This is a genomic window from Cohnella rhizoplanae, from assembly GCF_948329515.1.
GTDB lineage: Bacteria > Bacillota > Bacilli > Paenibacillales > Paenibacillaceae > Cohnella > Cohnella rhizoplanae.
Map to the genome: position 1 here is coordinate 221,022 of NZ_CAOJCN010000010.1, position 12,878 is coordinate 233,899.

12 protein-coding genes and 1 pseudogene are annotated in these 12,878 nt (G+C 61.0%); 11 read left to right on the forward strand and 2 right to left on the reverse strand.

All coding sequences use genetic code 11. The features are described 5' to 3' along the window. Positions 1-41 precede the first annotated feature (41 nt). Positions 42-785: an alpha/beta hydrolase gene (locus PQG80_RS16575; protein ID WP_271752520.1), complete on the reverse strand. Its 744-nt coding sequence runs from the start codon at positions 783-785 to the stop codon at positions 42-44. Positions 786-1,073: 288 nt separating this feature from the next. On the opposite strand from PQG80_RS16575, the gene pdhA reads away from it, so the two are divergent. The 4 genes from pdhA (at position 1,074) to lpdA (ending at position 6,079) form a co-directional block, all read left to right on the forward strand. Continuing rightward, positions 1,074-2,174, forward strand: coding sequence for a pyruvate dehydrogenase (acetyl-transferring) E1 component subunit alpha (pdhA, locus tag PQG80_RS16580; RefSeq protein ID WP_271752521.1), 1,101 nt, complete (start codon positions 1,074-1,076; stop codon positions 2,172-2,174). A gap of 136 nt (positions 2,175-2,310) precedes the next feature. Next, positions 2,311-3,288 (forward strand): alpha-ketoacid dehydrogenase subunit beta, encoded by a 978-nt coding sequence (locus tag PQG80_RS16585; protein ID WP_271752522.1) that lies wholly within the window; start codon positions 2,311-2,313, stop codon positions 3,286-3,288. A 19-nt stretch (positions 3,289-3,307) separates the two neighbouring features. Continuing rightward, complete coding sequence (locus PQG80_RS16590) at positions 3,308-4,654, forward strand: dihydrolipoamide acetyltransferase family protein (RefSeq protein ID WP_271752523.1); 1,347 nt, start codon at positions 3,308-3,310, stop codon at positions 4,652-4,654. Between the two features lie 3 nt (positions 4,655-4,657). Further along, entirely contained in the window at positions 4,658-6,079 is a 1,422-nt protein-coding gene (lpdA, locus tag PQG80_RS16595; protein ID WP_271752524.1) for a dihydrolipoyl dehydrogenase, read from the forward strand. A 75-nt stretch (positions 6,080-6,154) separates the two neighbouring features. Here the strand turns inward: lpdA and PQG80_RS16600 are convergent, their stop codons facing one another. After that, positions 6,155-7,966: an SgrR family transcriptional regulator gene (locus PQG80_RS16600; protein WP_271752526.1), complete on the reverse strand. Its 1,812-nt coding sequence runs from the start codon at positions 7,964-7,966 to the stop codon at positions 6,155-6,157. A gap of 136 nt (positions 7,967-8,102) precedes the next feature. Between PQG80_RS16600 and PQG80_RS16605 the strand changes: the two genes are divergently transcribed. From PQG80_RS16605 to PQG80_RS16635, 7 genes and pseudogenes are all read left to right on the forward strand, one after another. After that, positions 8,103-8,264 (forward strand): hypothetical protein, encoded by a 162-nt coding sequence (locus tag PQG80_RS16605; protein WP_271752527.1) that lies wholly within the window; start codon positions 8,103-8,105, stop codon positions 8,262-8,264. A 137-nt stretch (positions 8,265-8,401) separates the two neighbouring features. Continuing rightward, on the forward strand, positions 8,402-8,905 hold the full coding sequence (locus PQG80_RS16610; RefSeq protein ID WP_271752542.1) for an acyl-CoA thioesterase: 504 nt from the start codon (positions 8,402-8,404) through the stop codon (positions 8,903-8,905). Positions 8,906-8,946: 41 nt separating this feature from the next. Beyond that, on the forward strand, positions 8,947-9,741 hold the full coding sequence (thyA, locus tag PQG80_RS16615) for a thymidylate synthase (protein WP_271752528.1): 795 nt from the start codon (positions 8,947-8,949) through the stop codon (positions 9,739-9,741). 147 nt (positions 9,742-9,888) lie between these two features. Continuing rightward, a complete protein-coding gene (locus PQG80_RS16620) occupies positions 9,889-10,410 on the forward strand; it encodes a dihydrofolate reductase (protein WP_271752530.1) in 522 nt (173 codons plus the stop codon). 103 nt (positions 10,411-10,513) lie between these two features. Continuing rightward, entirely contained in the window at positions 10,514-12,004 is a 1,491-nt protein-coding gene (locus PQG80_RS16625) for a glutamate synthase subunit beta (protein WP_271752531.1), read from the forward strand. Positions 12,005-12,122: 118 nt separating this feature from the next. Beyond that, entirely contained in the window at positions 12,123-12,449 is a 327-nt protein-coding gene (locus tag PQG80_RS16630; RefSeq protein ID WP_271752532.1) for a hypothetical protein, read from the forward strand. Between the two features lie 46 nt (positions 12,450-12,495). Further along, positions 12,496-12,878: pseudogene (locus PQG80_RS16635) on the forward strand (hypothetical protein); the annotation flags it as partial.

The following is a 12,878-nucleotide window of genomic DNA, read 5'->3' on the forward strand; positions in this document are numbered from 1 at the left end:
ATGAAAAGACGGACTCCGCGGAGTGCCGTCTTTTTTGGTTCTTACATATGCGCGCGGGGACCGAGAAAAGCGCCCAGCGCCTCCGGCAGCTCCTTCTGCCAGAAGCCCCACTTATGCTCGCCGTCTTTTTCCCGGTAATCGACGTAAGCGCCCTTGCTCTCGAGAATTTGCCTGGCGGCCCGGTTCAGCTCGACGAAGTTGTGAACGCCTCGCTCCGTCTCGTATGCGGTCTCCTGCAAGCCCACCGTCATCCACAGCGATAAACCCGACAGGTCGCCGGCGGCCTTGAGCTCCGCGATCGACGCGCCGTAGTAGGCGCCGGAGAGCGAGAGGATGCGACCGAACAGGTCCGGCCGACGCAGCGCGATGGACAGCGATACGGCCGCTCCGAGCGAGTCGCCCGCCAGCAGGCGAGCGTCCGCGGAGGGTCGGGCGGCGAAGTTCTTTTCCACGAAGGGTACGAGCTCTTCCGTCCAGAAGCTCAAATAAGTTTCATGGCGCGCGCTCCCGGTCAAATATTCTTCGGTGCGGACGGATTTGTCGACGTCTACGGCCGCGATGATGAACGGTTCCCAGCTCTCTTCAAGAATGAGCTGATGGGAGATCGTGGCGATTCTTCCGAAATTGAAAAAATCTTCGCCGTCCTGGCAATAGACGACGGGATAGCTGAGCCATTCCTGGTAGCCGGGGGGTAAATAGAAGCGGGCGGACCGTTCGCCGGACGACAGGTAATTGCTGGGAATGACGTGTTTGACGACCGTTCTTCGGACAGGGGAATCGGACATGGGGCAATGTTCCTTTCGCGGGCCCGGATCGGGTATGACAGCGGCCGGGCATGGGCAAAACATAGGAATGTCCATGCCCGCGCTTACCATTTCCAGGGCGCCGAATCTCGATTTGTATTACTGTGTTATACAACAAATTATGAACTGTACTAGAAACATATTGCGCTTTCAACGAGGAAGAATTCAATATTTATGCCTTTTTTACTTTGACCAAACCACTAGGGCAGCGATATAATAATTCTATAACAGAAACCCCTCTTCCACAATTCATGACGAGGAGATGTAACGATGAGCAAAGGATCTTTGGACGCGCCGGCGAAGCCGGGGCAGCAAGCAGCGCATATTGTGCATTCGGAAGACGTAACACCGCTTCAAGTATTGTCCCCCGAAGGCGAAGTGGTCAATGCGGCAGCGATGCCGAACCTGACCGACGAGCAATTAAAGGAAGTAATGTATCGCATGGTATTTACCCGCACCTGGGACGATCGTGCCGTCAATCTCGGCCGTCAAGGCCGTCTTGGCTTCTACGCGCCGGTATCCGGCCAGGAAGGCACGATGGTCGGCAGCGAATACGCGTTGACCAAGGAAGACTTCATCTGCCCGGGCTACCGCGATATGCCGCAGCTCGTATGGCACGGCCTGCCGCTGTACCAGGCATTTCTGTACTCGCGCGGTCACCAGCATGGCGGCCAGATTCCCGAAGGCGTGAACGTGCTGATGCCGCAGATTATTATCGGCGCGCAGATTCTGCACGCGACGGGCGTCGCCATGGGCTTCAAGCTCAAGAACGAAAAGCGCGTCGCGATCACCTATACGGGCGACGGCGGCTCCTCCGAAGGCGACTTCTACGAAGGCATGAACTTCGCGGGTTCGTTTAACCTGCCGGTCATCTACTTCGTGCAGAACAACGGCTATGCCATCACGACGCCGTTCGCCAAGCAGACCGCTGCCCAGTCGATCGCCCACAAGGCGCTGGCCGCCGGAATCCGCGGCGTGAAGATCGACGGCATGGACGTGTTGGCGGTCATCTCCGCCGTGCAGGAAGCCGCCGAGATCGCCCGCGAAGGCGGCGGCGCGACGCTGATCGAAGCCGTCACGTACCGCTTCCGTCCGCACTCGATGTCGGACGACGCGACCAAGTACCGCACCAAGGAAGAAGAGCAGGAGTGGGCGCTTCGCGATCCGCTCGTACGCTTCGGCAAGTTCCTTGAATCGAAGGGCCTATGGTCGGAAGAGGACACGGCTCGCGTCAAGGAAGAGGCCAAGGCCACGGTCAACGAGCATATCAAGAAAGCCGAGCAAACCGAAAAAATGACGGTCGCCGGATTGATCGACTCGATGTTCGAGACGACGCCTCCGCACCTCGAAGAGCAGAAGTCCGAATTTTAATCAGGACCGCGTCAAGCCCGGGCGTTAGCGTTCGGGCCACTCGGTCCGGGCCCGCATGCACGCGGTCCCTTCCAATATATACGGTACAGCCGCTTTTGGCGGCCGTCATCCTCTAGATGGGAGAGAACAAAACCTAATGGCGCAAATGAACATGATTGAAGCGATCAAGGACGCCCTGCGCGTCGAACTGAAGCGCGACCCCGGCGTTCTGCTCTTCGGCGAAGACGTCGGCAAGGTCGGCGGCGTCTTCCGCGCGACGGAAGGTCTCCAAGCCGAGTTCGGCGAGCAGCGCGTATTCGATACGCCGCTGGCCGAATCCGCGATCGGCGGCCTGGCCGTCGGTCTGGCTACCCAAGGCTTCCGCCCGGTCGCCGAGATTCAATTCGTAGGCTTTATTTTCGAGGCGCTCGACCAAATGTTCGTGCAGGCGGCCCGCCTGCGTTTCCGTTCCGGCGGACGCTACAACGCGCCGATCGTCTTCCGCACGCCGTTCGGCGGCGGCGTCAAGGCGGCCGAGCTGCATACCGATTCGCTCGAAGGTCTGGCGATCCAGACGCCGGGCATCAAGGTTATCGTGCCTTCGAACCCGGCCGACGCCAAGGGCCTCATGATCTCCGCGATCCGCGACAACGATCCGGTCTTCTTCATGGAGCACCTTAACCTGTACCGCGCGTTCAAGGACGAAGTGCCCGAGGGCGAGTACACGGTTCCGATCGGCAAGGCGAACGTTGTGCGCGAGGGTAAGGACATTACGATCATCGCCTACGGCTTGATGGTTCACACCGCCGTCAAAGCGGCCGATGAACTGGCCAAGAACGGCGTTTCCGCCGAAGTCATCGACCTGCGCACGCTGGTGCCGCTCGATATCGACACCATCGTCGCTTCGATTCAAAAGACGAACCGCGCGATCGTCGTGCAGGAAGCGCAAAAGAGCGCCGGCGCCGCCGCCGAGATCATCGCGCAAATCAACGAAAAGGCGATTCTGCATTTGGAAGCGCCGGTGCTCCGCGTAGCCGGACCGGATACGGTATATCCGTTCGCGCTGATCGAGGATGCCTGGCTGCCGTCGCCTGCACGTATCGTCAAGGCCGCCAATCAAACGCTACAATTCTAAAGCGAAGGAGGGATAGCGCATGGCAAGATTCGAATACCGGTTCCCGGAACTCGGCGAAGGTCTGCACGAAGGCGAGATCGTCAAGATGCACATCGCTGCCGGACAAGCCGTGACCGACGAAGATATTCTGATGGAAGTGCAGAACGACAAAGCCATCATGGAAGTGCCTTGCCCGGTTAACGGCAAGGTGCTCGAAGTGTTCGGCAAAGATGGCCAGACGATGCGCGTCGGCGATGTCGTCGCGATCATCGACGCCGAAGGCGAGCTGCCCGAGCAAGCCGACGGCGGCCATGGCGCCGAGCCTTCCGGCCATACCGGCGAAGCGGCTTCCGCGCAGGGCGGAGCCGATCTGAAGGGCCAGCCTGCCCAAGAGGCGGCAGCCGAAGGCGCGAAGCCGGCCGAAGCCGCGGCTGCGCCTGCAGCGGCCGCCAAGGACGCCGCGCTCGTGCTGGCTACGCCTAGCGTGCGCAAGTTCGCCCGCGAGAAGGGCGTCGCCATCGCCGAAGTATCCGGCACCGGCAAGAACGGCCGCATCACCCGCGAGGATATCGCCGGCTTCGCGGAAGGCGGAGCGCCAGCGAAAAGCGAAGCCGCTCCCGCCGACGCCGCGCCTGCTGCGGCTCCGGCTGCGGCGCCTGCCGCCCGCGCCGCGCAGTCCGGACCGGGAGTCGAGGAGCGCGTGCCGTTCAAGGGCATCCGCAAGGCGATCGCGAACGCGATGGTCAAGTCCGTCTACACGGCGCCGCATGTGACGCTGATGGACGAAGTGGACGTCACCGCGCTCGTCGCGCTGCGCAACCGCTCCAAGGCATTCGCCGAGAAGAAGGGCGTCAAGCTGACGTATCTGCCTTTCATCGTCAAGGCGCTGGTCGCCGCCGTGCGCGAGTTCCCGGTCATGAACGCGATGATCGACGAAGCCGCGAACGAGATCGTCTTCAAGAAGTACTACAACATCGGCATCGCCACCGACACGGACAACGGCCTGCTCGTGCCCGTCGTCTTCGACGCCGACCGCAAGAACATCTGGAACATCGCCAAGGAAATCAAGGATCTGGCGACCCGCGGCCGCGAAGGCAAGCTGAGCGGCGGCGAGCTGAGAGGCAGCACGATCTCGATCACCAACATCGGCTCCGCAGGCGGATTGTTCTTCACGCCGGTCATCAACTTCCCTGAGTCCGCCATCCTGGGCGTCGGCCGCATCGATCAGAAGCCGATCATCAAAAACGGCGAGATCGTGCCCGCTTCGATCATGGCGCTCAGCCTGAGCTTCGACCACCGCATCGTCGACGGCGCAACTGCCCAACAATTCGTTAACTACATTAAACAGCTGCTTAGCGATCCTGAGCTGCTTGTCATGGAGGTGTAATCGATGGTAGTAGGAGACGCTTCTCTGGACATCGACACATTAGTAATCGGCGCGGGCCCCGGCGGATACGTCGCGGCCATCCGCGCAGCGCAACTCGGCCAGAAGGTCATTATCGCGGACAAGGGCAAGTTCGGCGGCGTATGTCTGAACGTCGGCTGTATCCCGTCCAAGGCGCTCATTAACTCTGCGCATCATTACGAATCCATGCTGCATGCCGACGAGTACGGCCTGTCGGCCGAGAACGTCAAGGTCGACTTCGGCAAAGTGCAGGGATACAAAGACTCCGTCGTCAACAAGATGACGAGCGGCGTAGAGATGCTGCTGAAGGCGAACAAGGTCCAAATGTTCCAGGGCGAAGTCATGTTCATCAACGAAAACGAAGCGCGACTGTTCAACGACCAGGAAGCGCCTCGTTATCGCTTCAAAAACTGCATTATCGCGACGGGTTCACGTCCGATCGAACTGAAGCCTTTCCCGTTCGGCGGACGCATCCTGTCCTCGACCGAAGCGCTGTCCCTGCCTGAAGTGCCGAAGAGCATGGTCATCATCGGCGGCGGCTACATCGGCATCGAGCTCGGACAAATGTACGCCAAGTTCGGCACGGAGATCACGATCCTCGAAGGCGCGGACACGATCATGCCGGGCTTCGACAAGGACATGAGCAACCTCGTCGTCAAGAAGCTGAAGAAGAACAAGGTCGAGATCGTCAACGGCGCGCTCGCCAAGAGCGCCGAGAAGACCGACAAGGACGTCACCGTGACGTACGAAGTCGGCGGCGAGACGAAGTCGGTCACGGCCGACTACCTGCTCGTCACGGTCGGACGCCGTCCGAACACCGACGGCGAGCTGGGTCTTGACCTCATCGGCATCAAGACGACCGACCGCGGCCTGATCGAGGTCGACGACCAATGCCGTACCAACATCAAGCACATCTTCGCGATCGGCGATATCGTGCCCGGCGCGGCGTTGGCCCACAAGGCTTCGTACGAAGCGAAGGTCGCCGCAGAAGCGATCGCGGGTCTGCCTTCCAAGGTCGACTACAAGTGCATCCCGGCCGTCGCGTTCTCCGATCCCGAATGCGCGAGCGTCGGCTACACGGAGAAGGAAGCGAAGGACAAAGGCCTGAACGTGAAGTCCAGCAAATTCCCGTTCGGCGGCAACGGCCGCGCGGTCACGCTGAACGGCGCGGACGGCTTCCTGAAGCTGATCTCCGAAGTCGACTCGGGCCTTGTCGTCGGCGCGCAGATCGCCGGCGTCGAAGCGTCCAACATGATCGCCGAGCTCGGACTCGCGATCGAGATGGGCGCCACGATCGAGGACATCGCCCTCACCATCCACGCTCACCCGACGCTGGGCGAGATCACGATGGATGCGGCAGAGCTCGCGATGGGTCATCCGATCCACACGATCGCGCCGAAAAAATAAGCATCGCACTAAAAAGAGGAAAGCGCCCGGAAGTTCTCGGGCGCTTTCCTCTTTTTGCGTTGCGTCGCGGCGCGATCAAACGACTTTTTCCAGCCAGATCTGCTTAAAATCGATCCATCCCTGAGGACTGAAGCTGGCGCCGCGAACGGAGGGATGCATATGGGTGCTGAGCCGGCGATGGTGCAGGAAGATGATATAGCATTCCTCGCGCAGCCGGTTCTCGATCTCCCGCATATGGCTCCGGCGCTCCTCCGGGCTGTAGGCGGCGAGCGCGCGGTCGATGCGTTCGACGATCCAAGTCTTGAGCGTGGCGTTGAGATAGGCGCTGGTCAAGCAGGCTTCGTGCTCGTACAGGTCGATCTCGCATACTTCGTCCTCGGCGAGCACGATGCCGGACACCGTGAAGTCGCCGCTCGCGACGACGGCAGGATCGACCGCTTGCTTCCAATCGGCCACCACCAGCTCGACGTTGACGCCGAAGCGTTCAAGCCGGTCCGCGATCCAGCGTCCGTCGAGCTCGTATTTCTCGTGCACGACCAGCCGCAGCGCGGCGCCGTCGTAGCCTGCGAGGCGCAGCGTCTCCCGTATCTGCGGCTCGGCAGCGGACTTGGCGATGTACTTCAAGCTGTCCTCGGCCCGTATGCCGTAAGCCGGCAGCGCGCGCTCACCGCCGAGATCGGCCTGCATCGCGACAGGGTCGAGCATCATGCGCACGGCCTTGCGCAGCGCTTCGTTTTGCTGCCAGCCATCCTTGTTCGTATTCCACGTCAGCATCGTGCAACCGTTGCACAACCGCGCGAGCGCCTGCCAGTCCGTACCCGGATCCAGGCCGTCGACCGCCGGATCCTCGCCGTCCGGCGCGCGCATGACGGATGGCATGCCGGTCGTTGACAGCTCGCGGCAATCCTCCGGCATGATGACGATATCGACGCAGTCGAGAAACGGCCGTCCCGCGTAATACGCCGTGTTGGCGATCAGCTCGATCCGGTGAGGGGACAACGTGACCAGCCTGAACGCGCCGGTGCCGACCGGCAGGCGCCAGTAAGCGTCTCCCACGCCGCGCAGATCGAGCGGCAGGATGGAGGCCGCTGCCGCGCATAGATAGCGGTCGAATATCCGGTTGGGACGCGAGAGGGAGAAGCGCACGGTGCGCGGGCCCAGCGCATCGACGCGCAGCAGGCTGCGCATCATCCAGCGGTTCGGCACGCCGGTGCGGCGCAGACGCTCGAAGGTGAACACGACGTCTTCGCTGGTCAACTCCCGGCCGTCGTGGAAGTGCACGCCTTTGCGCAGGTAAAAGGTCCATTCCATGCCTGCGGGGTCCGAGCTCCAGGCATGCGCGACGCCCGGCACGATCCGGCCGAGCGATTCGTCGAACGTCACGAGACGGTCGAAAATGTGATACATCAGATGGCCGTCGAACGCGAAGTTCGCGCTGCCGGGATCCAGGGTCTGAACCTGCCTGTATACGGGGATGCGCAGCGTGTCGCAGTCCGTGCGCCCGCGTACCGTTTCCTTTTGATAGCCGAATCTGACGTTCAGCCAATCGATGAACCGGGTCTTGGCGTCGGTACCGGCGCCGTAGGTCGAGAGCAGCTCGAAGGATAGGCGGTAATCTCCTTGCTCGGCCTTCGTCGTCGCCAGGTCGAACAAGAAGTCTTCTTTATCCGCATGGAAGACGATCCGGGAACGGTTGCCGCGTCCGCGGCCGGGCATCCAGGCGACCAGGCCTTCTTCTTCGAGCCGCTTCAGCACGAGCTTCGCGTTCCGCGCGGTGCAGTAGAGCGCCTCGGCCAGCTCCTCCAGCGTCGCTTCGGTCGGCTCCCCGAGGGCGCGTCCGCCCTCGAACCGGTCGTACAGCGTGAGATATCGTTCTGCGGCCAGCATGCAATCCCGTCCTTTCTCATCTTCTTCTTTTGCGCGTATAAAAGGGGAAATCCATTTGTTGTATTATACGCTTTTTGTCCTCTTTTGAATACCGCATACTGGAGACAGCAAGCAAGCGACATAGGGGGGACGGCATATGCTGGACATACAATACACGCTCGAAAAGCTGGCCGAATACAGAGAGCTCGGACACGACGATTATGCGGGCGGCATCGACGATCGGCTGACCGGCGCGCGCAGGACGAGAACGCTGCGCGTTTCGTTTCTCGCGTTGATCGGCATGATATTCGGAAGATGAGAGGCAGCCGAAGCGGCTGCCTCTTTTTCATGCCGGGCAAGCAAGGTCCGCTTGCGTTATAATGAAGAAACATTTTAACGTCCGGCGATTGCCCATGCATGCCGGGACGTTGCAGGAGAAAAGGGGAAATGCAAACCATGAACGCTTCATCCAGACCGATCGCGGCCTCCAGGTCCATCATGACCGAGATGCTGTTCCCCGGAGATACGAACTACCACGGCACGATGTTCGGCGGCACGCTTATGCAGTATATCGACAAGATCGCGACGATCGCCGCGATGCGGCATTGCCATATGCCCGTCGTGACCGTCTCGCAGGACAGTCTGGACTTTCTCTCGCCGATCCGCGTCGGGGAGGCGTTCGAGCTCGAAGCTTGCGTCACGTGGACGCATCGCAGCTCGATGGAGATCTATTGCGTCGTCAGGGCCGAGGACTTGTTCACCGGCGAGCGCAGGCTGACCGTCACCGCGTTCAGCACGTTCGTCGCCCTGGGAGAGGACGGCAAGACCGCGCCGGTGCCCGCCGTGTACCCGGAGACGGAGGAGGAGCGGCTGCTCCACGAGAGCGCCCGCGCCCGCTACGAGCAGCGTCAACAGCGCCGCGGACTGCGTTATTCGTCGACAGACGGACGGGACAAGTGATACAATCGGAATAACTTTAAGATGAAAAGGTGAGACGGCTCTTGCGCAATTATCTGGAATTACTGCAGGACATACTGGACCACGGCGCGAGCAAAGGGGACCGCACGGGCACCGGTACGATCAGCGTCTTCGGACGGCAGCTGCGATTCGATCTGCAGGAAGGCTTCCCCCTCGTCACGACCAAGCGGATCCATCTGAAAAGCGTCGTTCACGAACTGCTCTGGTTCCTGAGCGGCGACACCAATATTCGTTACCTGAAGGAAAACGGCGTCTCGATCTGGGACGAGTGGGCCGACGCGAACGGCGATCTCGGACCCGTGTACGGCTCACAATGGCGCGCCTGGGAGACGCCGGACGGACGCACGATCGACCAGATCGCGCAAGTCGTCGATTCGATCAAGAACAACCCGGAATCCAGGCGACACCTGGTCAGCGCGTGGAACGTGGCGGAGATCGACCGGATGAAGCTGCCGCCCTGCCATTTCGTTTTTCAGTTTTACGTATCGGAGGGCAAGCTTTCCTGCATGCTGACGATGCGCTCCGTCGATACGTTCCTCGGATTGCCGTTCAATATCGCTTCCTACGCGCTGCTCACCCATATGGTGGCGCAGCAGTGCGGGCTCGAAGCCGGCGAGTTCATCTGGTCCGGCGGCGACGTTCATATTTATTCCAACCACCTCGAGCAGGTGAAGCTTCAGCTCACGCGCGAGCCGCTGCCGCTGCCGAAGCTCGTCATCCATCGCAAACCGGATTCGATCTTCGATTACAAGTACGAAGACTTCTCCTTCGAGGGCTATGAATATCATCCCGCGATCAAGGCACCGGTGGCGATCTAGCCGCGCGAGACTCGCGCATGGCTGCTCCGTGCGTCGAATCGATGCGGGATTTGTCATCAAACAGTCGTTTTTTGGCTGATAGTCGCCGGGAAGCTTCATATGTTATGATAGTTACACAAAAAGCAAGAGAGCAGGAGGCGGTGGCTTATGTCCGTTACGTTAATCGCCGCCGTCGCGAAGAACGGCGTCATCGGGGCGGACAACGCGCTGCCTTGGCGTCTGAAGGACGAGATGGCATACTTCAAGGCCCAGACGATGGGCAAGCCTGTACTGATGGGCAGCAACACGTTCCGCTCCCTGCCCAAGCCGCTGGCCGGGCGGACGAACGTCATATTGTCCCGCACGATGGCCGATGCGCCTGAAGGCTGCGTCCTCGTCCGTTCCGTGCAGGAGGCGCTGGAGCGATACGGCCGCGACGAGCTGATGGTCGCGGGCGGCGCCGACGTATACGCGCAGCTGCTGCCGCACGCCGATCGGTTGCTGATTTCGGAGTTGTCGGAGGCCGTCGAAGGCGACGCCGTATTTCCCGCTTTCGATCGCGATGCATGGGAGCTTGTCTCGCGAACCCAGAGAGCGGCCGACGAGCGCAACCCGATTGCTTTTGACATGTGCGTCTACGAACGGCGCGGAGCGGAAAGTGCAAACAATAGAGGGGATAATCCATTCTGATGGCACAGGTCGTCAGGTAAGATGGTCTATCATATATACGGTGACTCGACATGGCTGAGCGGCCGGTCAGACACGCGAATTACCGACAGATGGAGGAAATGGGATGTCGACGCCTACGGGATTTATGGAATATCAACGCGAGCTGCCTAGCGACCGCGACCCCCTTGAACGGATCAAGGATTGGAACGAGTTCCACCGCATGTTCTCCGAAGAGCAGCTGCGCACCCAGGGAGCTCGCTGCATGGACTGCGGAACGCCATACTGCCATACCGGCATGGAGCTGTCCGGAGGCGCCTCGGGCTGTCCGGTCAACAACCTGATTCCCGAGTGGAACAACCTCATCTACCGCGGCTTGTGGAGAGAGGCCTACGATCGTCTGGCCAAGACGAACAACTTTCCCGAGTTCACGGGACGCGTATGTCCCGCGCCTTGCGAAGGCTCGTGCACCGTCGGCCTGATCGGCGATCCGGTCACGATCAAGACGATCGAGCAGGCGATCATCGACCGCGCCTTCGAGGAAGGCTGGGTCGTGCCGCAGCCGCCCAAGCTTCGTACCGGCAAGCGCGTGGCCGTCGTCGGATCCGGTCCTGCGGGACTGGCCGCGGCCGCGCAGCTCAACAAGGCGGGCCATACCGTGACGGTGTTCGAGCGCGCGGACCGTCCGGGCGGACTGCTCACCTACGGCATTCCGACGATGAAGCTCGAGAAACATATCGTCAAGCGCCGCGTGGATCTGCTCGCCGAGGAAGGCATCCAGTTCGTGACGAACACCGAGATCGGCAAGGATATTCCCGCGAAGCAGCTGGCCGAGGAGTATGACGCGATCGTCCTGTGCGGCGGCGCGACCAAGGCGCGCGGGCTCGGTCCCGTCGAGGGCGCGGGCCTCAAGGGCATCCATCAGGCGATGGACTACTTGAACGGCACGATCAAGAGCTATCTGGACTCGAACCTCGAAGACGGCAACTACATCTCGGGCAAGGACAAGCACGTGATCGTCATCGGCGGCGGCGACACGGGCACCGACTGCGTCGCGACGGCGCTGCGTCACGGCTGCACGAGCGTCTCTCAATTCGGCACGCATGCCAAGGCGCCGCTGACCCGCGATCAGATCAACAACCCTTGGCCGGAATATCCGAACGTCTATACGCTCGACTACGCACACGAAGAAGCGAAGGTACTGTACGGCGAAGATCCGCGCGCGTTCTCGGTGCTGACCAAGAAGTTCGTCGGCGACGAAGACGGCAACGTCAAGGAGCTGCACACCGTGCAGATCCGCCGTTATGTCGACGAGACGGGCCGCAAGGTATACGAAGAGATCCCCGGCACGGAGAAAGTATGGCCGGCCGATCTCGTCCTCGTAGCCGTCGGCTTCGAAGGTCCCGAATCGACCCTCGTCGAGCAGTTGAACCTGGAGACCGACCGCAGAACGAACGTGAAGGCCGCATACGGCAAGTACAAGACCAGCGTAGACAAGGTGTTCGCTGCCGGCGACATGCGCCGCGGTCAGAGCCTCATCGTCTGGGCGATCAACGAGGGACGCGAAGCGGCCCGCGAGGTCGATCGTTATCTGATGGGTTCCACGATGCTGCCTTGATCTTTTAGAATCATAGAGAGACCTGATTCCATTCATGATCGCTAAGGGTCGTTCCCGCGGCCGGCTTCCCAGCGAAGCCGGCGGGGACGGCCCTTCGTTGCGGACGGAGGACGTGCACATGATAAAGTACGGAGATGAAATGCCGCGCGAGCTGAGGTTCGTCGGATTTGACGCGATCGTCGAGCGAAGGGACGCCCAGTGGGTGGATGTCGAGCTGCGGCCGCACGCCGAAGCTGCTACGCCGCCGCCGCAGGACCTGATCGATCTGACGGCGCTCGTCGTATGCACACATACGGGCCACCCGATCCAGATCGAGGCGCTTGACGAGGGCTGCGATTGCGAGTATCAGTTCACGGCGTTCGAGAAGGAGCAAATCGAGCGGTACATCCGCAGCGACGAGGTGCAATCCCGCATCGCCGAAGCTGCTAGGCTTGGGCAGGCATAGGCTTTTTCAGCGATGGACGGTATGATGTGCGTAGGGAGGAGTCGTAATGATGAATCGACGCGTGCTGTTAGAGAAGGGTCTTACCGTCATTTCTGCCTGCAAGCGGCGGACGGGGGATGTCTGGGAGGCGCATTTCGGCGCGGCGGCGATTGCCGCTTATTTTTTTATCGCGGAAAATGAATGCGCGGAGGAGCTGGGAGAGACGATCGCGGCGCAAGCGGATACCATGGTGTCGCGGCATCTCGATGTCGGCTGCGACGACGGGGTGAACCGTGCAGCCGATCGGCCGGCACCGGCCATGGACGCCCGAGCCGCCGAGCAAGCGATAGCGACATCGCTCGAAGCGACGATAGACGGTCTATATTGGGTCGGGCATAATGCGATCTATGCGGCGCTCGCCATGAAGGCGATCCGGGAACTGGGCGGGTG